Origin of the sequence: Nocardioides luteus, assembly GCF_000960475.2 — a bacterium.
Taxonomy (GTDB): domain Bacteria; phylum Actinomycetota; class Actinomycetes; order Propionibacteriales; family Nocardioidaceae; genus Nocardioides; species Nocardioides luteus_A.
The window spans coordinates 84,860-109,358 of record NZ_JZDQ02000009.1 but is presented as its reverse complement, the minus strand read 5'-3'; the positions used below and the strand labels follow the sequence as shown (position 1 = coordinate 109,358).

Genomic DNA, 24,499 nt, shown 5'->3' with positions numbered 1-24,499 from the left:
CGACGAACGACGTGTTACAGCGGCGCTCGTCGGCCGCAGCGGGCCATGCTCGGGCTTCACGACTTCATCGCCTTCGCGTCCATCCCGGCGAGCGAGTCCTTGCCGACCTCGGCGTTGTGCGCGTGCGCGGCGTGGTGGAGGCCGAAGACCGAGTCCATCCCGGCGCGCATCCCCATCAGGTCCTCGGCCTGGTTGACCGCCTTCTTGGCCAGCGCCAGCCCCAGGCGCGGCATCTCGGCGATCCTTCCGGCGAGGGCGAGCGTCTCGGTCTCGAGATCGTCGCGGGGCACGACATGGTTGACCATGCCCCAGGTCTCCGCCTGCGAGGCCGAGAAGCGGCCGCCGGTGAAGAGCATCTCCTTGGCGGCGCGGGGGTTGGTGACCCACGGATGGGCGAAGTACTCGACCCCCGGGATGCCCATCTTGACCACCGGGTCGGAGAAGAAGGCGTCGTCGGAGGCGACGATGAAGTCGCAGGACCAGGCCAGCATCAGGCCGCCGGCGATGCAGGCGCCCTGCACCATCGCGATCGTCGGCTTCGGCAGCTCACGCCAGCGGCGGCACATGCCCAGGTAGACCTCGGACTCGCGCGCGAACCGGGAGTCGACGCCCTCCTTGCCGACGTGGTCCCACCACATCACGGCCTTGCGCTCGAAGCTCTTGTCGATGTCGCGGCCCGGGGTGCCGATGTCGTGGCCGGCGCAGAAGTGCTTGCCGTTGCCACCGAGGACGATCACCTTGATCTCGTCGTCGTTGGTCGCCCGCGTGAACGCCTCGTCGAGCGCGTAGGTCACCTTCGAGTTCTGGGCGTTGCGGTATTCGGGGCGGTTCAGCCGGACGATCGCCACGGGTCCGCGGGTTTCGTACGTCACCACGTTGGTCTCGGGAGTGCCGCTCATGCCGCAGACGCTACCAAACAAGTGCTTGGTTTGGTAGGTTGTCCGGCATGGACCTGACCTACTCCGCCGAGGACGAGGCGTTCCGTGCCGAGGTGCGCGAGTGGCTGGCCGACCACCTGGTCGGCGAGTGGGCGGCGCTGCGCGGCACCGGCGGGAACGGCCGCGACCACGAGTCGTACGAGGCCCGGCTGGCGTGGAACCGCTACCTCGCTGCCCATGGGTGGACGTGCCTGGGCTGGTCGGAGGAGCACGGCGGCCGCGGCCTGCCGCTGTTCCAGCAGGTGATCTTCCACGAGGAGTACGCCCGCGCAGATGCCCCGGTGCGGGTGAACCACCTCGGTGAGGAGCTGCTCGGACCCACCCTGATCGCGCACGGCACCGCGGCCCAGAAGGAGCGGTTCCTGCCCAAGATCGTCGCCGTCGAGGAGCTGTGGTGCCAGGGCTACTCCGAGCCCGGCGCCGGCTCCGACCTGGCCGGCGTGCGCACTCGCGCGCGGCTGGACGGCGACCAGTGGGTCGTCGACGGGCAGAAGGTCTGGACGTCGAACGCCCACCTCTCCGACTGGTGCTTCGTGGTGTGCCGCACGACGCCCGGCTCCGAGCGCCACCACGGGCTGTCCTACCTGCTCGTGCCGATGGCGCAGGACGGGATCGAGGTGCGGCCGATCGAGCAGCTCACCGGCACGTCCGAGTTCAACGAGGTCTTCTTCGACGGGGCGGTCACCGCCGCGGACATGGTCGTCGGCGAGCCGGGCGACGGCTGGAAGGTCGCGATGGCGACGCTCGGGTTCGAGCGCGGGGTCTCCACGATCGGCCAGCAGGTCGGCTTCGCGCGCGAGCTCGAGACGGTCGAGGAGGCCGCCCGCGCCAACGGCGCCATCGACGACCCCGGCATCTCGTCCAGACTCGCCCAGGCCCATGTCGGGCTGGAGGTGCTCCGGCTGCACGCGCTGCGGACGCTCTCGGCGTACGACTCCGGCTCCTCGGGCCCCGAGGCGAGCGTCTCCAAGCTGCTCTGGGCGCGGTGGCACCGTGACCTCGGCGAGCTGGCGATGGACGTCGTCGGCCTCGCCGGACTGACCACCGGGGAGGACTACGCCCTCGACCGGCTGCAGTCCCTCTACCTCTTCTCCCGCGCCGACACGATCTACGGCGGCTCGGACGAGATCCAACGGAACATCATCGCCGAGCGCGTCCTCGGCCTGCCACGAGAGGCTCGACCATGAAGCCGGAACAGCCCACCCCCGCGTACGTCCTCGGCCACTCGCTCCTGGAGGGCCGGGTCGTCGTCGTGACCGCCGCCGCAGGTGCCGGGATCGGGGCGGCGGTCGTGCGGAAGGTGCTCGAGGAGGGCGCCAAGGCGGTCGTCATGTCCGACACCCACGAGCGACGGCTCAAGGAGTCCGTCGATGCGCTCGGAGAGGAGTTCGGGGCACACCGGGTCACGGCCGTGACCTGCGACGTCACCCAGGAGGACCAGGTCCAGGCCCTGCTCGACGCGGCCGATCCGTTCGGTGGTGTCGACGTGATGATCAACAACGCCGGGCTCGGTGGGACCGCGTCGGTGCTGGAGATGACCGACGAGCAGTGGTCGAAGGTTCTCGACATCACCCTGACCGGGACCTTCCGGTGCATCCGGGCGGTCGGGCAGCGGTTCGTGGCCGCCGGGAAGCGCGGCGTCATCGTCAACAACGCCTCCGTGATCGGCTGGCGGGCGCAGGAGGGGCAGGCCCACTACGCCGCGGCCAAGGCCGGGGTGATGGCGCTGACCCGCTCGGCCGCCGCCGACCTGGCGCCGCACGGCATCCGGGTCAACGCGGTCTCGCCGTCGCTGGCGATGCACCCGTTCCTGGAGAAGGTCACCTCGCCCGAGCTGCTCGTCGAGCTCAAGGGTCGCGAGGCCTTCGGCCGCGCCGCCGAGCCGTGGGAGGTCGCCAACGTCATGGTCTTCCTGGCCAGCGACTACTCGTCCTACATGACCGGCGAGGTCGTCTCCGTCTCCAGCCAGCACGCCTGATCGAGAGGATCACCGATGCCCGAGGCATTCATCATCGACGCCGTTCGTACGCCGGTGGGCAAGCGCGGTGGCGCGCTCGCCGGCATCCATCCGGCCGATCTCGGCGCCCACTCGCTGGTCGCGCTCGTCGACCGCACCGGGATCGACCCGGGGGCCGTCGACGACGTGATCATGGGCTGCTGCGACACCATCGGCGGCCAGGCCGGCGACGTCGCGCGGACCGCGTGGCTGGTGGCCGGGCTGCCCGACCGCGTACCCGGCGTGACCATCGACCGGCAGTGCGGCTCCTCGCAGCAGGCGGTGCACTTCGCGGCGCAGGGGGTGATGTCGGGGACGCAGGACCTCGTGGTCGCGGGTGGGCTGCAGAACATGTCCGCGATCCCGATCTCGGCGGCGATGCTGGTGGGCGCCGAATACGGGTACACCACGCCGTTCGCCGAGTCGCCCGGCTGGGTGAAGCGCTACGGCGACCAGGAGGTCTCCCAGTTCCGTTCCGCCGAGATGATCGCCGAGAAGTGGGACATCTCGCGCGAGGACATGGAGGCCTATGCGCTGGCGTCCCACCAGCGCGCCAAGGCGGCGATCGAGGAGGGCCGGTTCGACCGGGAGATCGTGCCCGTGGGTGACTTCGCTGTCGACCAGTGCCCGCGCGAGACGTCCCTCGAGAAGATGGCCGCGCTGGAGCCGCTCGCTCCCGGGGGGCGGATCACCGCGGCCGTCGCCTCGCAGATCTGCGACGCCTCCTCGGCGCTGCTGGTCGCCTCGGCCGCGGCCGTGCGAACCTTCGGTCTGACCCCGCGAGCCCGGATCCATCACCTCTCGGTCCGCGGTGACGACCCGGTCTGGATGCTCACCGGACCGATCGAGGCGACCCGTCACGCCCTTGCCAAGACGGGTCTCACGGTCGACGACATCGACCTGTTCGAGTGCAACGAGGCCTTCGCCTCCGTGGTCCTGGCATGGATGAAGGAGCTCGACATCCCGCATTCGAAGGTGAACGTGAACGGCGGCGGCATCGCCCTCGGCCACCCCATCGGCGCCACCGGCACCCGACTGATGACGACGCTCCTCAACGAGCTCGAGCGCACCGGCGGCCGCTACGGCCTGCAGACCATGTGCGAGGGCGGCGGCCAGGCGAACGTCACCATCATCGAGCGCCTCTGAGGCGTGGAGTTGTGAAGCTGAGAGTGGCCTATAGACCACTCTCAGCTTCACAACTGCGGGACCGGCCCCGTCAGGCCGGCTGCAACCTGAGCGTGCGGCGCTCGGCGGCGGGGGAACCGGGGGTCGGGAACCAGCGGTGGATGACCGCGGCCTGGCCGGCGGTCCACAGGCCGCTGATGACCCAGTAGACGAGCAGGGCGAGGGGGACGCTGCTGCCGGCGAGGAGCATGCCGCCGGCGGAGATGACGGGCATGAGCTCCTGCATCCGGATCATCGACTCGGGCATGTCGGCGCGCACCATGTTGGGCAGGACCCACAGCCGCTGGCTGAGGTAGCTGACCGCGGCGGCGGTCGCGGCGAGGCCGAGGGTGATCACCAGGTGGGTCGTGTCGCCGGAGAGGTAGCCGCGGCCGGTCAGCGGTGTGCCGAGGAAGGTCGCAGCCCCGAGCGAGGCGACCAGCGAGTCACCCATCGCGCCGACCGCATGCTGCCGGCTGACGTCGGAGAGCAGGTGGTAGAGCGCCAGGAAGATCGGCAGCTGGGCGAAAGCGGCGAGCATCGCGAAGCGGGGTACGCCGTGCTCCTCGTTGATCTTCCGCCGCTCCTCCATCATCGCCATCATGTCGGCCTGGCTGGCGCTACCCTTCGCGGTCTGCTTCTGGTACTTCTTCGTCAGCGCCTGGAGCTGCGGGCGCGCCCGGGCGGCGGCGTGGGCGTGGCGTACGCCGCGGATCGTGAGCGGGAGGAGGACGAGCCTGACCAGCACCACGACCGCGGCGATGGCCAGCAGCCAGCTGGTGTTGGAGCCGGCGAAGGACAGGGCGTGGTGGGCGCCGGCGAGGACGGCCGCGAGGGCGTGTGAGACGGGGGCGAGAACGGACATGGGTGTGCTCCTGAGGTGAGTGGGTAGGACTGACGGGCTCGCCAGTGGGCGAGCGGTCAGTCCTGCTCAGGAGCGCGCGGTCGGCGCGGGGAGCACACCGGGTCGGTGACCCGGGCAGCGAGATGGTGAGGCCCGTCGGAGACATCCGGAGGGACCGTCGAACGTGCCCTGACCAGGGCGAACGTGCTGATGTTGTGGAGCGCGCCCAGCGCGACGGCCGCGAGCGCGGTCGAGACGGCGATGGTCAGCAGCGCCTGCTCGGGGTCGACGCTCATCAGCGCCGGGAGCATCAGCGTGAAAAGCGCGACGAGCGCGATGCGTACGCGGCTCGTCTCGGTCTTCACGCAGGTCAGTGTAGCGATCGTGGTCAACCGGGTGGTCAGCTCAGGTCGCGCCGCATCAGGATGCGTGGGTGGCCGGCGAGGACCGAGGTGGTGTCGGCGGCCCAGGTGAAGCCGGCCGCCTCGAAGTTCTTGCGGATCCCCGCGTACGCCATCGTCTGGTCGACCTTCGCGCCCTGGTTGTCGAGCGGGTAGGCCTCGATGGCCGGGGCGCCGCGGTCGCGCGCGAAGTCGACGGCACCCTCGATGAGCGCATGCGAGATGCCCTTGCCGCGGTGCCCGGGCCGGACCCGGATGCACCAGACGGACCAGACCGGCAGGTCGTCGACGTGCGGGATCTTCCGGTTGCGGGCGAACGTGGTGTCCGCGCGTGGGGCGACGGCGGCCCAGCCGACCGGTTCGTCGCCGTCGTAGGCGAGCACGCCCAGCGGGCCGTCGGCCAGCAGGTTGCGCACGAACTCCCCGCGCTCCTGGCCGCGCATCTTGTTGTTGATCGTCGACGGGATCCGGTAGCTCAGGCACCAGCACACGCTGGCGTCGGCCCGTTTGGGGCCGACGAGGGTGCGTACGTCCTCGAACACCTCTGCCGGGCGAACCTCGATCACCATGGGCGCAAGGTTGCTGCTCAGGTGTGGGTCGCGTCCAGATGTTTTAGGCGATCCACGGCGCCGGCGATGATCCGGTCGACGAGCTCCTCGCAGGTCGGCAGGTCGTCGAGGAGGCCGACGACCTGGCCGCTGGAGAGCATCCCGGCGGAGGTGTCGCCCTCGACGAGGCCGGCGCGCAGCAGCATGGGGGTGTTGGCGGCGAGGACGACCTCGGCCCAGGTGCGGTCGCCGCCGTGGACCATGCTCCGGCCGTCCTTGACGAGCGTCCGCCAGGGGAGGCCGGACATCTCCTTGAACTGCCTCGTCCGCTTGATCGTGCGGGCCAGCTTCGCGGTGACGCCCTCCTTCTCGAGGGTGTCGATGAACTCGGTGCGGAGCAGGCGGTGCGGCATCCCGTCGGCCTTCGTGGTCACGACGGTGCCGTCGAGGCCGAACTCGAGATAGCGGCGGCGTACGTCCTCGGGGACCGCCGAGTCGGCGGTGAGCAGGAAGCGCGTGCCCATGCCGATGCCGGCCGCGCCGTAGGCCATCGCCGCGGCGAGACCCCGGCCGTCGAAGAAGCCGCCCGCGGCGACGACCGGGATGTCGACGGCGTCGAGGACGGAGGGGAGGAGCAGGGTGGTCGGGACCGCGCCGGTGTGGCCGCCGCCCTCGCCGCCCTGGATCATCACCATGTCGGCGCCCCAGCTCGCCACCTTCTTGGCGTGCTTGGCTGCGCCGATCGACGGCATCACGACGATGTCGTGCTCCTTGAGCGTGGCGATCAGCTCGGGTTTCGGGGCGAGGGCGAAGCTCGCGACCTTCACCCCGTGGTCGATGAGGAGCCGGCAGCGGTCAGGAGCGTCGGAGGCGTCGGCGCGCAGGTTGACGCCGAACGGCTTGTCGGCGCGCCCCTTCACCTCGACGATCGCCTTCTCGAGCTCGTCGAGCGTCATCGTGGCCGAGGCCAGGATGCCGAGCGCGCCCGCGTTGGCGGTGGCGGAGACGAGGCGCGGGCCGGCGACCCAGCCCATCCCGGTCTGCACGATCGGGTGGTCGACGCCGGTCAGCTCGGTCAGCTTTGTTTGAAAGGTGGGTGCGGTGGTCATCGGCCCTCCTTCACGAAGGCGTCACGGCGCTCGTCGGCGACGCCGGCGAGGTTGAGCTCGTAGGTGAAGCCCTGCTCGAAGCGGTAGGAGGCGTTCACATCGACCGGGTCGATGCCGTTGAGGGCGGCCTTGGCGGCACGGATGACCTGCGGGTCCTTCTGCGCGATCTGCCGGGCGATCTCGAGGGCCTTGTCGTCGAGGTCGTCGCGGGGGACGACGGCGTGGACCGAGCCGAGCTCGTGGAGGCGCTGGGCGGTGATGGTCTGGGCGGTGAAGTAGAGCGTGCGCAGCATGTGCTGGGGTACCAGCCGGCTGAGGTGGGTGGCGGCGCCGAGGGCTCCGCGGTCGACCTCGGGTACGCCGAAGAAGGCGTCGTCGCTGGCCACGATCGTGTCCGCGTTGCCGACGAGCCCGACGCCGCCGCCGAGGCAGAAGCCGTTGACCGCGGCGATGACGGGGACGGGGCACTCGTAGATCGCCTTGAAGGCCGCGTAGCAGCCGCGGTTGGCGCCGAGGATGCCCTCGAATCCCTCGATCTGCTGCATCTCCTTGATGTCGACGCCGGCGTTGAACCCCTTGCCCTCGGCGCGCAGGATCACGACCCGGGCGCCGTTCTCGGCGGCGGTCGTGACCGCGTCGGCGACCTCGAACCAGCCCTTCACCGGCAGCGCGTTCACCGGCGGGTGGTTCATCGTGACGACGGCGATCTGCTCGTCGGTGATCTCGGTGGAGATGCCCATGGCGTCCGTCCTTGACTCTGCACTGCCTAACCTAGCGATTGCTTGGTAGCCTAGCAGTTGCTTGGTTCACGCTGGCAAGACCGACGTACGTATCGACGCAGGGAGCACTCAATGACCGGACTCTTGGACGGCCGGATCGCGATCGTCACCGGAGCGGGGCGGGGGATCGGCCGGGCGCACGCGCTCGAGCTCGCCCGCCACGGCGCGAAGGTGGTCGTCAACGACTTCGGCGTCTCGCTCGCGGGTGAGGGGACCGGTGAGTCGCCGGCCGAGCAGGTCGTCGCCGAGATCGTCGCCGCAGGTGGGGAGGCGGTTGCCAACGCCGCCGACGTCGCCGACTTCGCCGCGGCGGAGGCTCTGGTGAGGCAGGCGGTCGAGACGTACGGGGGTCTGGACATCCTCGTCAACAACGCCGGTTTCGTACGCGACCGGATGCTCGTCAACACCTCCGAGGAGGAGTGGGACGCGGTGATCCGGGTGCACCTGAAGGGCCACTTCGCGACGCTGCGGCACGCGGGCGCCTACTGGCGGGCGGAGTCCAAGGCAGGCCGGCAGCGGGACGCCCGGGTCGTCAACACCTCCTCCGGTGCCGGCCTGCAGGGCTCGATCGGGCAGGGCACCTACTCCGCCGCCAAGGCCGGCATCGCGGGCCTCACCCTCGTAGCCGCCGCCGAGATGGCCCGCTACGGCGTCACCGTCAACGCCATCGCCCCGGTCGCCAAGACCCGGATGACCGAGGGCGCCTTCGACACCTCCGCCATGGCGCTGCCCGAGGACAACTCGCCGGTGGTCGCGTGGCTCGCCTCCGAGGATGCCCGCGACATCACCGGCCGCGTCATCGAGATCGACGGTCCGAAGATGACCGTCGAGAACGGCTGGGCTCACGGCCCCTCCGCCGACGCCGGGGCTCGGTGGGTCGCCGGCGACGTCGGTCCCGCGCTCCGCAAGCTGCTGGCTGAGGCGCCCGAGCCGGAGCCGGTGTACGGGGCCTGACCCGCCGAGGCGTCAGGTGCGTCGGCCGAGGCGTCGGGTGCGTCGGCCGAGATCCGACCGCCGCACGTGTAACACGTCGTTCGTAGGACTATCCGGTCGTCCTGATAGGGCGAGAAGACCTACGAACGACGTGTTACAGCTCGCGCAGCCCGTCAGCCGAGCTCCGCGCAGACGGTCGCCGCGATGTCCGCGAGCGGGGCGTCGAGCGGCGGAGCGGCGGGGTCGTCGGAGCGGGTGAGGGCGGCGATGACGATCGGGGCGCCGTCGGGGGTCCAGGTGACGCCGACGTCGTTCCGCGACGCGTAGTCACCACCACCGGTCTTGTCGGCGAGCCGCCAGCCGGCCGGAACCCCGGCGCCGAACCGGCTGACGGTCGACTGGTTGGCGAGCATCCAGGTGAGCAGCTGGTCCCGGTCCGCACCGCCGAGGGCGTCGCCGAGCACCAGCTTCGTGTAGGTCCGTGCGATGGCACGCGGCGAGGTGGTGTCGCGCGGGTCGCCCGGGATCGCGCTGTTGAGGTCGGGCTCCCAGCGGTCGAGCCGGCTGACGGTGTCGCCGAGCGACCGGGCGAGAGACGTCACGCCGGCCGGGCCGCCGATGAGCTGGAGCAGCTCGTTGGCCGCCGTGTTGTCGGACCGCGTCATCGTCGCCTCGGCGAGCTGCGCCACGGTCAGGCCGTTGCGGGTCGTGAGCGAGGTGACCGGCGAGTTGACGACGACGTCGGCGTCGTCCCAGGTCAGACGCTGCTGGAGCGTACGTGCGGGCAGGTCGCGCAGGATCGCGGAGACGAGCAGGGTCTTGAAGGTCGACAGCATCGGGAAGCGCTCGTCGGCACGGTGCTCGACAACGCGTCCGGTCCGCACGTTCTGCGCCCAGACGCCGAGGTGGCGCTGGTGCTTCTGCTCCAGGGCGTCGATCGAGGGACTGTCGGCGGCGTACGCGACGGAGCCACCGGCACCGGCGGTCGTTGCGACGACGGCAGCGGTGGCGGCTCCGCCCAGCAGGGCGCGGCGGCTGAGGATCGGGTGGGTCATGCCCGGCATCGTGACCCCGTCGCGGCGACGGCGTCCAAGGACGATCCGGCATGGACCTATGCATCGCCGACATGGGACGAGGTCGAGGCGATCAGCCATCCTGTACGCGTGGACCTACTGCTTCACCTGCGCGGCTTCACCGCGGTCGCCGATGAGATGAGCGTCTCCGAGGCGGCCCTGGAGCTGGGTGTCGACCAGCCGCTCCTCAGCCGTCGGTTGCGCGCCCTCGAGCGGGAGCTCGGGGTGGAGCTGCTCGACCGCAGCCGGCGGCAGATCGCCCTCACCCCCGCCGGCCACGCGCTGCTGCCGCGGGCTCGGCATCTGGTTGACCAGGCCGACCATCTGCTGCAGAGCGTCCGCCGGCACGAGCGGGAGCCGTTCGTGGTCGCGGTGCCGCCGGGCTGCGAGCCGGCACCGCTCTCTCGCCTGGTCGCGCTGCTGGAGGAGGAAGGCGTCGACGTACGCCTTGCCGGGACCGCCACCGACCCGCCGGAGTCGGCCGCCTGGCTGGTCGAGGCGTGCGACCCCGACGCGGCCACCTGGGTCACCCCGCTGGGTGCGGCCACCGCGCCCGGGACCGCGCAGGGGCCCGTGTCGTTGAGCGCCCTGCGACCCCGCAGAGGCGGGGAACGTACGCAGGTGCTGGCTCTCCCGCGAGACCTGGACGACCCCGCCGGCCGACTGCGACGGCTGGCGGACCGGGCCGGCGTCGGACCGGCCACCCTGCGCGCCGCGCCGCACCAGCTCGCGGTGGCCGAAGCACTGGCAGGGCGCGCGACGCTGGTCTGCGCGCGGCACGAGGCGGTGACGTACGGGCTGAGCTGGTCGCCCTTCGTCGACCCCGTGTCACGCGGTCACCGGCTCGTCGAGCAGCCGCCAATCCCCGGACCGTTGACCGCCGGCCGCCCCCGCGAGCAGGCGCTCGCTCTGCTCGGTGCGTGTCTCGGCACCCCTGAGAAGGGGCGCGGATGAGTCCGCTCGTCGGCAGCGACCGGGGCCTGATCGATCTCGCCGAGGCCGCCGCCGAGCGCTTCGAGACGCTTCAGGTACGCGCCGCGTTCCTGGCCCGCGACATCGACACCGGCCAGGAGGTCGGGGTCGGCGTCGACCGGCCGATGCCGCTGGCCTCGGTGGCCAAGGTGCCGCTTGCCCTGGTCGTCGCGGACCGGATCGCCCGCGGGGAGGTCGACGGCGGCACGATGGTCACGCTGAGCGCGGCGGAGCGGAGCTACGGGCCGTACGGCATCTCGGCCTTCGCCCACGACGCGACCTGTTCCGTCGCCGACCTGATGCTGATGATGCTCGGCCTCAGCGACAACGCCGCCGCGGATGCGCTCTTCGACCTCGTCCCGCCGCGGGAGGTCGACGAGCAGCTCGCCGAATGGGGCGTCGAGGGGCTGCGGCTGCGGCACCGGATGCAGCCGATGTACGACTACGCCACCCGCGTCGCCGGCCCCGACTTCGCCCTCGCCACCCAGCTGGCGGTCGAGGGGCGCCGGCCGGGCGGCCGGCACGTCATCGAGTCGCTCGACGTCGAGCGCGCCACGGTCGGCTCGCCCCGCGCCTGTGTCGACCTGCTCGTGCGCGTCTGGCGTGACGAGATCGCCAAGCCCGAGGCGACCGAGATGGTGCGCCGGCTGATGGCCAAACAGGTCTTCACCCACCGGATCGCCGCCGACCTGCTCGCCGACGACATCCACCTCGCCGGAAAGACCGGCGGCTTCCTCACCCTGCGGCACGAGATCGCCGTCGTCACCCACCCCGGCGGCCGCGTGGCCATCGCCGTACTCACCGACTCCGACCGCACCGCCCGGATCCAGAACGACGTCGATCTCGCCATCGCCGCCACCGCCCGCGACGCCGTCGAAGCCCTCGCCTCCCGACGCTTCTGAGCCGAGCCGTCACGTACGTCGGCCGAGCCGTCACGTACGTCGGCCGAGCCGTCACCCCGATGCCACTTCGGGCGACGGGGCTGACGTCTCGGGCGACGCGCCTGACGTCTCGACCGACCGGGCTGACGCCTCGGGCGACGCGTCTGACGTCTCGGCCGACCGGGCTGACGTCTCGGCCGACCGGGCTGACGTCTCGGCCGACCGGGCTGACGTCTCGGCCGACGGGACTGACGTCTCGGCCGACGGGGCCGACTTCTCGGCGATAAACCGGATGCTTCTCGTCCGGTAGCGGTGATGGAATATGCCCGTGCCCGCATTGCCCGGTTTCATCGACAATCTGATTCCGCCGACGCCGTTGTCGAAGCGTCTGGCGACGCAGTCGCTGCTCTTCGCGGCGGGGGACGGGACGTTCAACACCGCGGCCGCGTTCTACCTGGTCGCGTTCGTCGGGTTGACCCCGGCGCAGATCGGTATCGGCCTGACAGTCGCCGGGATCGCGAGCTTCATCACCGCCTACCCGATGGGCCGGCTGGCCGACTTCGTCGGCCCGAAGCGGATCTGGGCGATCAGTGCCCTGCTCAGCGCGATGATGTTCGCCACGATGCCGTTCATCCACGGCTTCTGGGCCTACCTGTGCGTCATCGTCGTCTTCGAGGTGGTCAACAACGCCGGCGGCGCCGGCCGGAACGCGTACGTCCTCGATGTGCTCCCCGACAAGGAGCGGGTCGAGACCCAGGCGTTCATGTACTCGAGCCTCAACCTCGGCTTCACCATCGGCGCCCTGGTCGCCGGCATCGCCCTCGCGCTGGACACCGATACGGTCCTCAAGTGGGGCGTGCCGTTCTTCGCGCTGGCGGTCGGGATCGCCAACTCGGTCTGGATCACCCGGCTGCCGAAGGCGCCTCACGACGAGCGCCGCGCGGCCGGCGAGGTCGCCGAGAAGGTGCCCGGACCGGGTGCGTTGCGCAACGTCGGCTGGCTGCTGGTGACGACGTTCACCGGCACGCTGTGGTCCAACCAGGTGCTGCTGCACACCGTGATCCCGCTGTGGCTGGTCAACTACACCGACTCGCCGCGCTGGCTGCTGGCCTGGCTCTTCGCGACCAACACGGTGCTGTGCATCGTCCTCCCGGCCTACACCTCGAAGGGCGTCCACGGCGTCCGCGACGCGTTGCGCCGGGTGTGGTGGAGCAGTGCCTTCTTCGTCGCCGCCTGCGCGATCACGCTGGTCACCCACGACACCCGCGGGGTCCTGACGATCTTCCTGGTCTGGCTCGGTCACGTCGCCGTGACGGGCGCCGAGCTCGCCATCGGCTCCGCCGGCTGGGCGTTCCAGGCCGAGCTCATGGACCCGGCCCGACGAGGCGAGTACGAAGGCGTCGCCGGCATCGGCCGCCAGCTCGGCGGTGCCTGGGCCCCCGCCCTGTTCACGTTCCTCGCCATGGGCTGGCACCCCGCCTTCTACAGCGGCGCCGGCTGGATCGTCATCGCCGCCATCATCGTCGCTGCCGCCGCCGCGATGCGCCCGTCGGTCGCCCTGGCCGTACGTTTCAAGGAGACCCACTTCCCGCGCGAGGAAGAGCCGGAGCCGGCGGTCGCCTAGCCCGGCCGGATCAGCGCCGGATCAGCGAAGGATCGCGGCGATCCGGTCGCCGAGATACGGCGCAAGGGTGGCGGCATAGAGGGGCGAGATGTGGAATCCGTCCTGATAGACCTGCAGGCTGCCGACGACGGGGGAGCACGTCTCGGCCTCGCAGAAGTAGTCGGTGAGGTCGATGCGATGGGCGTTGGGGGCGAGCCGGGTGGCGCCGGCGGTGCCGTCGCCGCGTACGACCCGGTCCCGGTCCCGCGCGCACGAGGTCGATGCCGCGAGACCGGCGTCGTCGATGCACGGCTGGACGACCCTCGCGAACCGGGTGGTGCTGCCCTCGAAGATCGGGCTGTCCCGGATCGCGATGACCGGCACGGACCGGTCCGGCCGGCTCGCCCAGGCCTCGGCGAGACCGTTGCTGAGCGCCTCGCGGGGCGTCTCGCCGTCGCGGGCCTCGACCGCGATCTGGCTGGAGTGGATGACGACGTACGCGTCGATCCCCTGCTCGGCCTCCAGGTACGCGGCGAGCTGCGACTTCCACTCCCGGCACAGGTCGACGGTCGTCCGCGGTGACCCGACCCGGTCCCGGGCGTTCCAGTGGCAGCCGGCGCGACTGGCGACGTCGATGCGCCAGCCGCGACGCTCGGCGATCTCACGGTAGGCGGGGACGAGCTGGTGGTTGTGCGAGTCGCCGATCGCGAGAAGCCGGCGCGAATAGCCTCGCGAGGGCCCGAGCGTGCACACCTTGAACCGCACCGGCCGTTCCTTGTTGGACCAGCAGTCCGACCCGTCGGGCGCCTGGTAGCCGAGACTGGCGTCGAGCAGCCGGCCCGGCGCCTCGCAGCCGGCGGTCGCCGGGTCCAGGGTGGCGGCACCGATGCAGCCGGCGTACCTCGTCGCCGTCTCGACCGCGGCCTTCCTCGCCGCGGCGTCCTGGCGCTCCACCTCCGCGGCGCCGGTGAGCGTCCCGGCGGCGACCACCGCGAGCACGACGGGGACGGTCACCAGTCGCCGGAGCCCGGCGAAGGGCGGCCCCACGCGGGTGACCGGCAGCTCGACGTAACGGTGGGTGAGCCAGGCCAGCGCCACCGAGGCCGAGAGCACCACCACGGCCGCGGGAAGGGTGATCCGGGTGGCGTACGTCCAGCTCAGCCACGCCACGAGCAGCGGCCAGTGCCACAGATAGAGCGGGAACGAGATGTCCGCGACGAACCGCAGCGGTCTCACCGAAAGCAGCCGCTGCGGCCCCCAAAGAGCCGAGGACCCGGAGCCGAGCACGACCAGCAGCGCCCCGCCGACCGGCCACAGCGCCCACGGGCCCGGGAAGAGCGCCGCGCCGTCGAGGACGAACCCCGAGCTCGCGACCAGCAGCAGCCCGAGCCAGGCGAGCACCGGCCGCACTGCGTCCGGCGGACGCAAACGGTCGAGTCCGAGTGCGAGCAGCGCCCCCACCCCGAGCTCCCAGAAGCGCGCCCCGGTGTGGAAGTACGCCACCTGCTGGTCGGAGGCCCCGAGCCGCCACGCGAAGACGAACGAGACGAGCGTCCCCACCGCCACGACGAGCGCCAGCACGACCCGGAGCCGCGCTCGCGCCACCCACCCGACGACCACCACGACCACCGGCCACACCAGCAGGAACTGCCCCTGCACCGCCAGCGACCAGAAGTGCTGCAGCGGGCTCGCGCTCGGCCCGGCCGCCCCGTAGGCGAGCTGCGAGCGGATCATCTCCCAGTTCAGGACGTACGCCGCCGACGCAGCGATCTCCCGCAGCGTCGAGCCCCACATCGACCGAGGCATGACCGCGACCATCAGCACCGCCGTCCCCGCGAGCACGACCAGCGTGGGAGCCGAGAGCCGCAGGAACGTACGCCCGTAGTGGTCGGCGAGCCGCAGCTCCGAGGCGGTGACCCGGCGGACCAGCGACCGGGTCACCAGGAACCCGGTCAGCGCCAGGAAGACGTCGACGCCGCCGGAGACCCGGCCGTTGCCGAAGAGGTGGAAGACCACGACGAGCGCCAGCGCGAGCCCCCGCAGCCCGTGGATCTCGCCGATGCGTTGAGACGGGGGAGGCGGCGGCATCGGGTCACGCTAAGGGCCGCCGGTGACCCACGGGAGAAGCCCAGGTTAAGAGCCGAGGACCTGCTCGAGGTGGGGGTTTCCGAAGGTGCGCGACGGATCGAGCTTGTCGCGCAGCGCGACGAAGTCGCCGAGGCGCGGATAGCGTTCGGCCAGGTCAGCGGCGGAAAGCGTGTGCAGCTTGCCCCAGTGCGGCCGGCCGCCGACCTCGGTGGCGATCCGCTCGAAGGCTGCGAAATACTCCGAACGCCACGGCGACGACGGTGCGGTGTGGATGGCGATGTAGACGTTCTCGCGCTCGAACCCGGTGGAGAGCGGGATGTCGTCGGCGGCCGCGACCCGGACCTCGACCGGGAAGGAGATGTTCCACGAGGATGCCTCGACCGCACGCTGCAGTGAGGCCAAGACGGACATTCCGGCGGCGCGCGGGACGGCGTACTCGCTCTCCACGAACCGCACCTTCCGCTGCGAGGTGAAGACGCGGTAGGAGATGTCGGTGAACTCGCGCGGCGAGAGCGCGGAGGCGGCGAAGCGGGCCAGCGGCTTGACCAGACCGGGGACGCGGAGACCGAGCCCGACGGTCGCCCCGAACGCCGTGTTGGAGAGGAGCTCGTCGTCGAACCAGCCGCGGAGCCGGCCCACGGGGTCCAGCGGCGTCTCCGGCAGCGGCAGCCGGGTGTTGTGCTTGGTCAGCACGCGGGTGGTGTGCGGGAACCAGTAGAACTCGAAGTGATCGGTCCCCGAGGCGTGCTCCTCGAAGGCGGCCATGATGTCGGCGAGCTCCCCGTTGCCCTCACGAGCGTTCAGCGCGAAGAGTGGCTCGGTCTGGAGGGTGACCTCGACGATGATCCCGAGCGCACCGAGGCCCACGCGGGCCAGCTCGAAGATCTCCGGATTCTCCGACGCGGAGCACGTGACCACGGACCCGTCGGCGAGGAGCAGTCGCAGGCCGCGTACCTGCGTCGCCAGGCCACCGAAGCGCGCCCCGGTTCCGTGCGTACCGGTCGAGATCGCGCCGGCGATCGACTGCTCCTCGATGTCACCGAGGTTCGTCATCGAGAGGCCGAGCGCCTCCAGCGCGCGGTTGAGGACCTTGAGGCGGGTGCCGCCGCGGACCGTCACCAGCCCGGTCGTTGCGTCGGCCCGGACGATCCCGGAGAGCCGGTCGAGGCTGACCTGGACGTCGACCGGCGACCCGATCGCGGTGAACGAGTGGCCCGCGCCGATCGGCTTGACCCTCCGCCCGGCCTCGGTGGCGGCCGCAACGACCGCGGCGAGCTCCGCCTCGTCGCGCGGCGCCACGATCTCGATCGACCCCGTCTGCTGGTTGCCCGCCCAGTTCTGCCACTGACTCACGCCACCACCTCCGTAGCGCAAGCGCGAGAATACGGACGCGGTGGCGTGTTGGTTGTCTGGTTCACTCGCTGGCGCTCGCTCACGCGGAAAGGGTGTCGGCTCGGAGCCGTCCGGTCAACAGATCCTTCGGACCGCGCGGCGGCACAGTTGGTCATCTGCCGTTGACGCGAGTGGCACACGGGGCATAGACACTTGGGTCGTGGTCACGACTTCCCACCATCTCTCGGCCCAGCAGCACGAGCGGCTCGACCGCGCGACCGCGGCTCTCGACGGACCCGTCGGAGCCGTCGACCTGGAGGCGTTCGACGCCAACGCCGACGATCTCGTGCGCCGGGCCGCGGGCACCCCGATCCGCGTGGCCAGCAAGTCCGTACGCTGCCGGGCGCTGATCGACCGGGTGCTCGCCCGCGAGGGATACGAGGGGATCCTCGCCTTCACCCTGGGCGAGGCGCTGTGGCTGGCCGAGTCGCACTACGACATCGTGGTCGGCTACCCGACGGTCGACCGGGTAGCGCTCGCCGCTCTGTCGAAGGACGAGGAGAAGCTCGCCCGGGTCACCCTGATGATCGACAGCGCCGAGGGATTGTCGCTGGTCAAGGCCGCGATCGGCACCCCGGCCGCTCCCGTACGTGTCGCCATCGACCTGGACGCCGCGCTGGTCATCGCCCACCGCATCTGGCTCGGCGCCCGCCGCTCCCCGGTCCGCACCCCCGAGGATGCCGTCGCGCTGGCCCGGATCATCGCCGAGGATCCTGACTTCCAGCTGGTCGGGCTGATGGCCTACGAGGGCCAGGTCGCCGGCACCGTCGACCGCCCGCTGAGCGGCAACCCGCCCGCACCCGTGATCCGGCGGATGAAGAAGGCCTCCATCGCCGAGATCGCCGAGCGCCGCGGAAGGATCGTCGCGGCCGTACGCTCGCTGACCGACCTCGAGTTCGTCAACGGTGGCGGCACCGGCTCGATCGAGTCCACCCACGCCGACCTCTCGGTGACCGAGATCGCGGCCGGCTCCGGCCTCTACGGTCCGACCCTCTTCGACCGCTACGACGGCTTCACGCCCCACCCGGCGGCGTACTTCGGGCTGAGCGTCGTCCGCCGTCCGGCCCCGGGCATCGTCACCGTCGCCGGCGGTGGCTGGATCGCCTCGGGACCACCGGGACTCGACCGCGTCCCCAGCCCCACCTACCCCTTCGGCCTGTCGTACGTCGGCACCGAAGGCGCCGGGGAGGTCCAGACGCCGCTGCGTGGCCATGCCGCCGACGAGCTCGCGATCGGGGACAAGGTCTGGTTCCGTCACGCGAAGGCGGGCGAGGTCTGCGAGCGGCTCGATGTGCTCCAGCTGATCGAGGGCGACTCGATCATCACCGTCGCGCCGACCTACCGCGGCGAGGGTCAGACCTTCCTCTGACCTGCCCGATCACTCACCGAGGAGCTGGAACCAGCTCTCGGTGAGCAGCTCGCACATGCGGTCCTGGTCGGCACCCCACACGCCGTCGGTCCAGTGCTGGAACACATAGTCGAACTGCCCCATCGCCAGCGCGCCGCGGAACTGCCGGCCGTCGGCCTCGAACCGGTCGGCCTTGGCGAGCCCGGCACCGATGTCGTCGATCGCCTGGTCGATCCAGATGTCGATGCCCGCGCACAGGTCGGGGTCGATCGCCTGGGCGGCGCGGCAGATCCTGATGATCGGCTGCAGCCTCGGCCAGTGAGCTGCGACGTCACGGATCCAGGCGCCGAGGTGCTCGCGGGTGCCGGCCGCCACGGCGTCGATGAGTGCCACGGTCGTCGTGCATCCCTCGGAGGCGAGCGCGAGCTCCCCCTCGAGCCGCTCGGCGATCAGCGCCTTGACGATCTCCGACTTGGAAGGGAAGTAGGCGTAGAAGGTCACTCGTGTCGTGCCCGCCGCGGAGGCGATCTCGTCGATCGTCGTGGCCGCGTAGCCGCTGGCGACGAACCGCTCCATCGCCGCGTCCAGAAGGAGGCGGCGCGTCATCTCCCGCTGTGCTGTCCGGCGGCTGGCCATGGCGTCACGATATGCGACGCCGGGAACGCCGCGGAGATTTCCAAGTTTTCTCGAAACCCGATGCCGGGCAGATGGGCCGTCGGTAGGTTCGGTCCCGATGGACGATCATGTGACCTGGGCGGACAAGGGCTTCATGGAGCCGGGAGAAGCCGTCGATCTCACCACGTACGCAACCTCGGGCCGCAACCTCTTCGACGGCTCGTTCACCTGGCCGGTGATGGTGCTCAAGAAGAGCGCGCTGGAGCACAACATCGCGACCCTCGCCGAGTTCGCCGAGGAGCACGGCCTGCTGCTGGCGCCGCACGGCAAGACCACGATGGCGCCCACGCTCTACCAACGACAGCTGGACGCCGGGGCGTGGGCGATCACGGTCGCCACGCCCAACCAGGCGCTGGTCGCCCGCCACGGCGGCGTACGCCGGGTCCTGGTCGCCAACGAGATCCTCGACCACAGCGCGCTGAGCTGGGTCGCCTCCGAGCGTGCCGCCGATCCGGAGTTCCTCCACCTGCACTGGGTCGACTCGGTCGAGGGCGTCGAGGCGGCCGCCGAGGCCTCGGCCCTGGTGGGTGTCGCCGACCGGCCGCTGGCGGTGCTGATCGACCTGGGCTTCCCCGGCGGGCGCACCGGCTGCCGCTCCGTCGAGGAGGCGGTCGCGCTCGCGCGCGTGGTCGACTCCACTCCCGGCGTACTCCTGGCGGGGGTGGCCGGCTACGAGGGCGGGCTGGGGACGGCGGAGGCCGTCGGCGACTACTTCGATCGTCTGAAGGAGCTCGCCTCGACCCTGTTCACCCAGGGCCTGATCACGGCCGACGCCATCGTCTCCGCAGGTGGGAGCGCCTTCTTCGACGTGCTCGCCGAGCGCTGGGCCTCCGGGTGGCCGGACCGGATGGCGCCGCGCAAGGTGCTGCGGAGCGGGACGTACGTCACCCACGACCACGGCCTCTACGCCGAGGAGACGCCCTACAACCGCATCGAGGGCACCCTGGACCCGGCGATCGAGGTCTGGGCCCAGGTGGTCTCCGCCCCCGAGGAGGGGCTGGTCATCGTGGGCATGGGCAGGCGGGACGCGCCCTACGACAACGGCCTGCCCGTCCCGCTCGCCGTGCGGCGCAACGGGTTCGGCGGCGCGGAGCCGTTCGCGGGTACCGTCGAGAAGCTGGCCGACCAGCACGCCTTCCTGCGCACCGACGCGGGCCTGCGGCCGGGCGACCTGGTCAGCTTCGGGATCTCGCACCCGTGCACGGCCTTCGACAAGTGGCGGCTGATCCCGGTCGTTGACCTCGACTACACCGTGACCGAGCTGGTCCGGACGTACTTCTGAGGGATCAGGCGACCCCGGAGAGCCGCACCCGGAGCTGGTAGAACGCGCCGTGGTCGGTGGCCCGGCGGGCCGAGGGGCCGGAGTAGACCTGGTAGCGGTCGGGGCGCAGCGACGGGCTGAGGAAGGCCTGGTCGATCGGCGCCCGGCGCCCGGTGGCGCACTCCGCGTGCGTCGCGAGCGGGCTCACCAGGCCCGTCCCGGGTGAGGTCAGGGCGCACAGGATGTCGTTGCGCTGGTTGAAGTCGCCGGCGACGACCATCGGCACCTCGGCGCGCGCGACCACATCCTTGACGATCCCGGCGTTCACGTCGCGCCATCTCTTCTGCCGGGGAGCCGCCGGGATGCTCGCCGGGAAGTGGACGGGAAGGACTCCCACCCGCTGCCCCGTGGAGCGCTCCTCCAGCACCACCACCGGCGCGGTCGTACGGGCTCCGTGGCGGTAGTACATCGTCACCGCATCCCTGCTGACCAGCCGGAACACCGAGCGACGGTAGAAGACCACGTCGTCGGTGGCGTCCGGCGTGGAGACCAGCGCATACTCCCGGCCGAACGACTCGAAGGCCTCCCGCTGCGGCGCCTCCACCTCGGCGAGCACGCCGAAGTCGACGGCCGTACGCCGCAGGTGCCCGACCACGATCCGCATCCGCGGCACGCCGTCGAGCCGGCCCGCGGCAGCGCCTCCGGGTGCGGTGTGGTGGTCCGCCCACGCGTTGAGCCAGGCGAAGCGCTGGAAGCCGGGCTGCACCGGCGCCGCCTGGGCGACCTTGACGGTCGGCCCGGCGGCCGCGGTCGTCGGGACGAGGAAGCTCAGCGCAGCGCCGAGAACGCCGCAGAGTGCGATCGCGGGCACCGCGGCGCGCAGCAGTGCGGCCGGTTCGGGACCCGAGGCGAACAGTCTGGGGGGCACGCCTACTGACGGTATGAGTCCGCCGTGTGCGCTGAACCAAACGCTTTCTAATACTCAGAAACCTCGGGTGAACTCCGGTGACGGCTCAGACAGGCGGCCCGATCTCGGAGGTCACCAGGTCGGTGAGGCGCTGGGCGGTGCCGAAGTCGGGGGTGAGGCGGTTCCTGGTGATCGCGAACGAGATCTCCGTGGTGGGGTCGGCACAGGCGTAACTGCCGCCTCCGCCCGGCCAGCCGAGCGCGGTCCCTGCCTCGCCGGACGCGGCGCCGATACGGCCCAACGGGTAGCCCAGCGCCAGCCGGGCCGGGTTGCCGAAGACCTGGTCGGTGCCCTCGAAGGCGACCGCCGACAGCTCCTCGAGCTGCTCCGGGGCGATCAGGCGACCGTCCAGCATCGCTGCGTACGCGGTCGTGATCCCGCGCGCAGTGAAGGTGCCCACCGAGGGGATGTCGGCGACGAGGAGCTGCGGGTCGTTGCCCATCGACGCGCTGGGTTTTCGCTCCCACGGCGCCAGGACGTGCCGCCGGCCCGGCGCATCGGGTGGTGGCGCCTCGGCGGCCTCGAGCTGAGCGAGCCGCGGAAGCTCGCCAGGAGGGACGCCGAAGTGCAGCTCACCGGTGATCCCGAGAGGAGCGGCGACCCAGTCGTCCAGCAGCCGGCCCATCGGCATCCCGGTGACCCGGCGCGCGATCTCGCCAACCAGAAAGCCGAAGGTGAAGGAGTGGTAGCCGGTCCGGGTGCCGGGGCGCCACAGGGGCTGCGCCGCGGCGAGCGCCGCGCACACTCGGGACCAGTCGGTCAGATCGTGGGGGCCGAGTCCGCCGGGCAACGCGGGCACGCCGACCGTGTGGGTCAGGACGTGACGTAGCGTCGCGGCATCCTTGCCGTGCGCCGCGAACTCCGGCCACACCTCTGCGACCGGGGTGTCGTAGCCGATCAGGCCCTTGCCGACCAGGAGATGGGCGATCAGCGCGGCCATCCCCTTGCCGGTGGAGAAGCTGAAGAACAGCGTCCCGGGGTTGACCGGCCGCCCGGTCCCGCTGTCCGCGACCCCGGCGACGGCGTCTACGACCCGGTGCCCCCGGTGGTCGACGGCGACCTGCAGGCCGGTCTCCGCGCCGGCGGCGACGAGCTCGTCCAGGACGTACTGGACCCGGGCTTGGAGGGTCATCGCCACCTCGCCCGGCCTAGAGGTCCATGAAGATCAGGGCGCCCGCGATGTCGGCGGTGCCGTAGTGGAGGAAGTCGTCGACGGTCGTCTCCGGCACACCCTTCTGCGCGGTCACGAAACCGACCACGACCGCCTTGGAGGAGTCCTTGGCGACCCACTTCCCGATCACGTCGTCCTGGACGAGACTGCCGGTGGGCAGGTCGATGTCGGTCTCCTTCACCGACTCCGCGGCCGCCGTCGCCGTCGCCTCGCTGTCGAAGACGTAGACGACCCGGAGCATCCGGAGCTTCCCGCCCTCGGCATCGTGGATCCCCATCGCGGCGTAACGGCAGCCCTTGCCCTCCAGCGCCGCCGACGCGATCGGCCCGCAGTCCGGGTAGTCCTGGGAAGCCACGTACGTCGCGTTCATGCTCACGTCGCCGAGCCTGAAGCGCCAGTCACCCTCGAAGAGCTCCGCGGCCAGCCCGCCGGGGTCAGGGGCCGCGGACGACGGGTCCGGCGACGTGGTCGGGGTCGCGGTCACCGTCACCGGACCAGGCCGGGTGGTGGGATCCTCGTCGCCGCGGAGGATGACGATCGCCGCCGTGATGATCACGCCGATCACCAGCACCCCGGCGATCGCCCCGAGCCCGATCACGATGGGCCACGGGTTGTGCGGCTTCTCCGGCGGCGGCCCTCCCGGGGTGAACGAACTTTCGTTCGGCGGCCAGCCGCCCTGGGGCCCGAGGTTCGGCGCCGGCGGCATCGCGCCGTACCCGTCCGGCGGCGGTGGCGGCGGTGGTGTCGGTGTCGTCATCAGTCCCTTGCCGAGTGAAGAAGCGCTTCCGCGTGGTTCCATCCAAACGTAGTCCGGGACGTTCCGGTCCCTCTACCCGCGGGTAATGGGCCGGAACGTCCCGGACTACCTCGTCACCCCGTCGGTCAGGGGGCGACCGGGTAGTGGCTGGAGATCGCGATGCGGTTCCAGCTGTTGATGGCGATCGCGACCCAGGTGAGGGCGGCGATCTGCTTGGCGTCGAGGATGCTCTCGACATCCACCTTCGGGGCGGCGGCGGTGTGCAGGTCGCCGATGCGGGTGATCTGCTCGGCGATGGTGAGGGCGGCCTGCTCCTCGGGCGTGAAGTACTGCGACTCCCACCAGGCGGCGACGAGAGCAAGGCGGTCGGCGGTCTCGCCGTTCTTGAGGGCGTCCTGGGTGTGCATCCGCAGGCAGAAGGCGCAGCCGTTGATCTGGGAGGCGCGGAGCTTGACGAGGTCGACGGTCAGCCGGTCGACGCCGGCGACGGTGATGGCCTCCTCGACAGCCTCCTCGACCGCCATCTGAGCCTTGTACGCAGCGGGGAACAGCTTGGTCACGTTGACGTTGGCGAGCATCGTGGTCCTTCGGGTCGGCCCGCCACAGCGCGGGCATTCACACTGCTTGACGAGACGTCGGAGACGAATGTGAGGTCGCCACCTCACATTCGCGCTGTCCGGCTCGTCACATCAGGTGAACCCCGGAGGAGATGCCACGATGCCTGACATGGACGACCTGGGCGAGGTGATGATCGAGCGCCGTCGCCTGATCGCGCTCGCCTACCGACTGCTCGGCACGCTCGAGGAGGCGGAGGACGCGGTCCAGGAGACCTATCTGCGCTGGTATCGCCTCTCCGACGACGAACGGGCCGCGATCGACAACCCGTCGGGCTGGCTGAGCCGCGTCGCCAGCCGGGTCTGCCTCGACGTGCTCAAGTCGGCAAGATCCCGCCGGGAGAGGTACGTCGGGCCCTGGCTGCCCGAGCCGGTCCGGCCGGGTCTCCTCGCCGGACCCGAGGATCCGGCCGACCGGGCGACCCTGGACGACACGGTGAGCACCGCGCTGCTGGTCGTGCTCGACGCGATGACCCCGGCCGAGCGGGTCGCGTTCGTGCTCCATGACATCTTCGCCGTCCCGTTCGGCGACATCGCCGAGGTGGTCGGTCGCTCGCCGGCCGCGGTGCGCCAGCTCGCCACCTCGGCACGACGCCGGGTCGCCGAGCAGCGCGTCGACGTCGCCCCGCAGCCGGAGCACGACGACGTGGTCCGCGCCTTCGTCGCGGCCACCGCCGGTGGCGACCTCGGCCGCCTGGTGACCCTGCTGGACCCGTCGGTCACGCTCCGCTCCGACGGCGGCGGCCGGGTCAGCGCGGCCCTCAACCCGATCGAGGGAGCGGAGAAGGTGGCGCGGTTCCTGCTGGGCGTGCTCACCAAGCGACCGACGTGGGCCATCCGCACCGAGGCCACCGCCGACGGACTCGGGTTCACCTTCGTCGAGGACGGCGCTCACCGTGGTGTCGCCAACCTCCGGGTCGCCGGCGGCCGGGTCACCGACGTCTGGATCGTCCTCAACCCGGACAAGCTGGCCCGCTGGAGCTGA

General features: G+C 71.2%; 24 protein-coding genes. 10 read left to right on the top strand and 14 right to left on the bottom strand.

The genetic code is table 11. The annotated features are described in order from the left end of the window. Window positions 1-56 precede the first annotated feature (56 nt). Window positions 57-899: an enoyl-CoA hydratase gene (locus tag UG56_RS08185; protein WP_045549180.1), complete on the bottom strand. Its 843-nt coding sequence runs from the start codon at window positions 897-899 to the stop codon at window positions 57-59. A 47-nt stretch (window positions 900-946) separates the two neighbouring features. Here UG56_RS08185 and UG56_RS08180 point away from each other — a divergent pair, with 47 nt between their 5' ends. Genes UG56_RS08180 through UG56_RS08170 form a run of 3 tightly spaced genes read left to right on the top strand, consistent with a single transcriptional unit; the run spans window position 947 to window position 4,080 of the window. Further along, entirely contained in the window at window positions 947-2,125 is a 1,179-nt protein-coding gene (locus UG56_RS08180) for an acyl-CoA dehydrogenase family protein (RefSeq protein WP_045549181.1), read from the top strand. Further along, window positions 2,122-2,916, top strand: coding sequence for an SDR family oxidoreductase (locus UG56_RS08175; RefSeq protein WP_045549182.1), 795 nt, complete (start codon window positions 2,122-2,124; stop codon window positions 2,914-2,916). Before UG56_RS08180 ends, UG56_RS08175 begins: the two co-directional genes overlap by 4 nt. Window positions 2,917-2,931: 15 nt before the next feature. Further along, window positions 2,932-4,080, top strand: a complete 1,149-nt coding sequence (locus UG56_RS08170) for an acetyl-CoA C-acetyltransferase (protein WP_045549183.1) — start codon at window positions 2,932-2,934, stop codon at window positions 4,078-4,080. Between the two features lie 70 nt (window positions 4,081-4,150). Here the strand turns inward: UG56_RS08170 and yidC are convergent, their stop codons facing one another. The 5 genes from yidC to UG56_RS08145 are packed head-to-tail and all read right to left on the bottom strand — an operon-like array spanning window position 4,151 to window position 7,740. Next, window positions 4,151-4,963, bottom strand: a complete 813-nt coding sequence (yidC, locus tag UG56_RS08165) for a membrane protein insertase YidC (protein ID WP_045549184.1) — start codon at window positions 4,961-4,963, stop codon at window positions 4,151-4,153. 56 nt (window positions 4,964-5,019) lie between these two features. Then, complete coding sequence (locus tag UG56_RS08160; RefSeq protein ID WP_045549185.1) at window positions 5,020-5,307, bottom strand: hypothetical protein; 288 nt, start codon at window positions 5,305-5,307, stop codon at window positions 5,020-5,022. A 35-nt stretch (window positions 5,308-5,342) separates the two neighbouring features. Continuing rightward, complete coding sequence (locus UG56_RS08155; RefSeq protein ID WP_045549186.1) at window positions 5,343-5,912, bottom strand: GNAT family N-acetyltransferase; 570 nt, start codon at window positions 5,910-5,912, stop codon at window positions 5,343-5,345. Between the two features lie 17 nt (window positions 5,913-5,929). Beyond that, the gene (locus UG56_RS08150) at window positions 5,930-7,000 is read right to left on the bottom strand and encodes an NAD(P)H-dependent flavin oxidoreductase (protein ID WP_045549187.1); all 1,071 of its coding nucleotides are present in this window, start codon (window positions 6,998-7,000) and stop codon (window positions 5,930-5,932) included. Next, window positions 6,997-7,740: an enoyl-CoA hydratase family protein gene (locus UG56_RS08145; protein WP_045549188.1), complete on the bottom strand. Its 744-nt coding sequence runs from the start codon at window positions 7,738-7,740 to the stop codon at window positions 6,997-6,999. Before UG56_RS08145 ends, UG56_RS08150 begins: the two co-directional genes overlap by 4 nt. Before the next feature lie 111 nt (window positions 7,741-7,851). On the opposite strand from UG56_RS08145, the gene UG56_RS08140 reads away from it, so the two are divergent. After that, a complete protein-coding gene (locus UG56_RS08140) occupies window positions 7,852-8,733 on the top strand; it encodes an SDR family oxidoreductase (protein ID WP_045549189.1) in 882 nt (293 codons plus the stop codon). A gap of 152 nt (window positions 8,734-8,885) precedes the next feature. Here the strand turns inward: UG56_RS08140 and bla are convergent, their stop codons facing one another. Next, window positions 8,886-9,767 carry a class A beta-lactamase gene (bla, locus tag UG56_RS08135; RefSeq protein WP_045549190.1) on the bottom strand — a complete coding sequence of 294 codons (882 nt, stop codon included), beginning with the start codon at window positions 9,765-9,767 and terminating at the stop codon, window positions 8,886-8,888. Window positions 9,768-9,875: 108 nt separating this feature from the next. Here bla and UG56_RS27840 point away from each other — a divergent pair, with 108 nt between their 5' ends. The 3 genes from UG56_RS27840 (at window position 9,876) to UG56_RS08120 (ending at window position 13,262) form a co-directional block, all read left to right on the top strand. Next, window positions 9,876-10,739, top strand: coding sequence for a LysR family transcriptional regulator (locus UG56_RS27840; RefSeq protein WP_071326957.1), 864 nt, complete (start codon window positions 9,876-9,878; stop codon window positions 10,737-10,739). Continuing rightward, the gene (locus UG56_RS08125; protein ID WP_045549214.1) at window positions 10,736-11,659 is read left to right on the top strand and encodes a serine hydrolase; all 924 of its coding nucleotides are present in this window, start codon (window positions 10,736-10,738) and stop codon (window positions 11,657-11,659) included. The genes UG56_RS27840 and UG56_RS08125 overlap by 4 nt, the downstream gene beginning before the upstream one ends. A 307-nt stretch (window positions 11,660-11,966) precedes the next feature. After that, the gene (locus UG56_RS08120; protein ID WP_256206504.1) at window positions 11,967-13,262 is read left to right on the top strand and encodes an MFS transporter; all 1,296 of its coding nucleotides are present in this window, start codon (window positions 11,967-11,969) and stop codon (window positions 13,260-13,262) included. 21 nt (window positions 13,263-13,283) lie between these two features. On the opposite strand, the gene UG56_RS08115 is transcribed toward UG56_RS08120, so the two are convergent. Together UG56_RS08115 and UG56_RS08110 are read right to left on the bottom strand one after the other, a co-directional pair. Further along, on the bottom strand, window positions 13,284-15,329 hold the full coding sequence (locus tag UG56_RS08115) for an acyltransferase family protein (RefSeq protein ID WP_045549212.1): 2,046 nt from the start codon (window positions 15,327-15,329) through the stop codon (window positions 13,284-13,286). A 45-nt stretch (window positions 15,330-15,374) separates the two neighbouring features. Then, entirely contained in the window at window positions 15,375-16,682 is a 1,308-nt protein-coding gene (locus UG56_RS08110) for a D-arabinono-1,4-lactone oxidase (RefSeq protein ID WP_045549211.1), read from the bottom strand. 199 nt (window positions 16,683-16,881) lie between these two features. On the opposite strand from UG56_RS08110, the gene UG56_RS08105 reads away from it, so the two are divergent. Beyond that, window positions 16,882-18,090 (top strand): amino acid deaminase/aldolase, encoded by a 1,209-nt coding sequence (locus tag UG56_RS08105; protein ID WP_045549210.1) that lies wholly within the window; start codon window positions 16,882-16,884, stop codon window positions 18,088-18,090. Window positions 18,091-18,099: 9 nt separating this feature from the next. Here the strand turns inward: UG56_RS08105 and UG56_RS08100 are convergent, their stop codons facing one another. Next, the gene (locus UG56_RS08100; RefSeq protein WP_045549209.1) at window positions 18,100-18,705 is read right to left on the bottom strand and encodes a TetR/AcrR family transcriptional regulator; all 606 of its coding nucleotides are present in this window, start codon (window positions 18,703-18,705) and stop codon (window positions 18,100-18,102) included. Between the two features lie 97 nt (window positions 18,706-18,802). Here UG56_RS08100 and UG56_RS08095 point away from each other — a divergent pair, with 97 nt between their 5' ends. After that, entirely contained in the window at window positions 18,803-20,026 is a 1,224-nt protein-coding gene (locus UG56_RS08095; protein ID WP_052693611.1) for an alanine racemase, read from the top strand. Between the two features lie 4 nt (window positions 20,027-20,030). Here the strand turns inward: UG56_RS08095 and UG56_RS08090 are convergent, their stop codons facing one another. From UG56_RS08090 to UG56_RS08075, 4 genes are all read right to left on the bottom strand, one after another. Beyond that, complete coding sequence (locus UG56_RS08090; protein ID WP_045549208.1) at window positions 20,031-20,933, bottom strand: endonuclease/exonuclease/phosphatase family protein; 903 nt, start codon at window positions 20,931-20,933, stop codon at window positions 20,031-20,033. An 85-nt stretch (window positions 20,934-21,018) separates the two neighbouring features. After that, window positions 21,019-22,104 (bottom strand): EstA family serine hydrolase, encoded by a 1,086-nt coding sequence (locus tag UG56_RS08085; RefSeq protein WP_045549216.1) that lies wholly within the window; start codon window positions 22,102-22,104, stop codon window positions 21,019-21,021. Window positions 22,105-22,120: 16 nt separating this feature from the next. Then, on the bottom strand, window positions 22,121-22,900 hold the full coding sequence (locus UG56_RS08080; protein WP_143054958.1) for a hypothetical protein: 780 nt from the start codon (window positions 22,898-22,900) through the stop codon (window positions 22,121-22,123). Between the two features lie 125 nt (window positions 22,901-23,025). Beyond that, complete coding sequence (locus UG56_RS08075) at window positions 23,026-23,478, bottom strand: carboxymuconolactone decarboxylase family protein (RefSeq protein WP_045549206.1); 453 nt, start codon at window positions 23,476-23,478, stop codon at window positions 23,026-23,028. A gap of 139 nt (window positions 23,479-23,617) precedes the next feature. Between UG56_RS08075 and sigJ the strand changes: the two genes are divergently transcribed. After that, window positions 23,618-24,499: an RNA polymerase sigma factor SigJ gene (gene sigJ, locus UG56_RS08070; protein ID WP_084100718.1), complete on the top strand. Its 882-nt coding sequence runs from the start codon at window positions 23,618-23,620 to the stop codon at window positions 24,497-24,499.

Excerpts from the sequence above, each read along its gene's own strand:
- UG56_RS08180 (WP_045549181.1), top strand. The coding sequence starts at position 947 with ATGGACCTGACCTACTCCGCCGAGGACGAGGCGTTCCGTGCCGAGGTG.
- UG56_RS08080 (WP_143054958.1), bottom strand. The coding sequence starts at position 22,900 with ATGACGACACCGACACCACCGCCGCCACCGCCGCCGGACGGGTACGGC.
- UG56_RS08155 (WP_045549186.1), bottom strand. The coding sequence starts at position 5,912 with ATGGTGATCGAGGTTCGCCCGGCAGAGGTGTTCGAGGACGTACGCACC.
- sigJ (WP_084100718.1), top strand. The coding sequence starts at position 23,618 with ATGCCTGACATGGACGACCTGGGCGAGGTGATGATCGAGCGCCGTCGC.
- UG56_RS08140 (WP_045549189.1), top strand. The coding sequence starts at position 7,852 with ATGACCGGACTCTTGGACGGCCGGATCGCGATCGTCACCGGAGCGGGG.
- UG56_RS08115 (WP_045549212.1), bottom strand. The coding sequence starts at position 15,329 with ATGCCGCCGCCTCCCCCGTCTCAACGCATCGGCGAGATCCACGGGCTG.
- bla (WP_045549190.1), bottom strand. The coding sequence starts at position 9,767 with ATGACCCACCCGATCCTCAGCCGCCGCGCCCTGCTGGGCGGAGCCGCC.
- UG56_RS08185 (WP_045549180.1), bottom strand. The coding sequence starts at position 899 with ATGAGCGGCACTCCCGAGACCAACGTGGTGACGTACGAAACCCGCGGA.
- UG56_RS08125 (WP_045549214.1), top strand. The coding sequence starts at position 10,736 with ATGAGTCCGCTCGTCGGCAGCGACCGGGGCCTGATCGATCTCGCCGAG.
- UG56_RS08175 (WP_045549182.1), top strand. The coding sequence starts at position 2,122 with ATGAAGCCGGAACAGCCCACCCCCGCGTACGTCCTCGGCCACTCGCTC.
- yidC (WP_045549184.1), bottom strand. The coding sequence starts at position 4,963 with ATGTCCGTTCTCGCCCCCGTCTCACACGCCCTCGCGGCCGTCCTCGCC.
- UG56_RS08085 (WP_045549216.1), bottom strand. The coding sequence starts at position 22,104 with ATGACCCTCCAAGCCCGGGTCCAGTACGTCCTGGACGAGCTCGTCGCC.
- UG56_RS08170 (WP_045549183.1), top strand. The coding sequence starts at position 2,932 with ATGCCCGAGGCATTCATCATCGACGCCGTTCGTACGCCGGTGGGCAAG.
- UG56_RS08150 (WP_045549187.1), bottom strand. The coding sequence starts at position 7,000 with ATGACCACCGCACCCACCTTTCAAACAAAGCTGACCGAGCTGACCGGC.
- UG56_RS08095 (WP_052693611.1), top strand. The coding sequence starts at position 18,803 with ATGGACGATCATGTGACCTGGGCGGACAAGGGCTTCATGGAGCCGGGA.
- UG56_RS08075 (WP_045549206.1), bottom strand. The coding sequence starts at position 23,478 with ATGCTCGCCAACGTCAACGTGACCAAGCTGTTCCCCGCTGCGTACAAG.
- UG56_RS08145 (WP_045549188.1), bottom strand. The coding sequence starts at position 7,740 with ATGGGCATCTCCACCGAGATCACCGACGAGCAGATCGCCGTCGTCACG.
- UG56_RS08100 (WP_045549209.1), bottom strand. The coding sequence starts at position 18,705 with ATGGCCAGCCGCCGGACAGCACAGCGGGAGATGACGCGCCGCCTCCTT.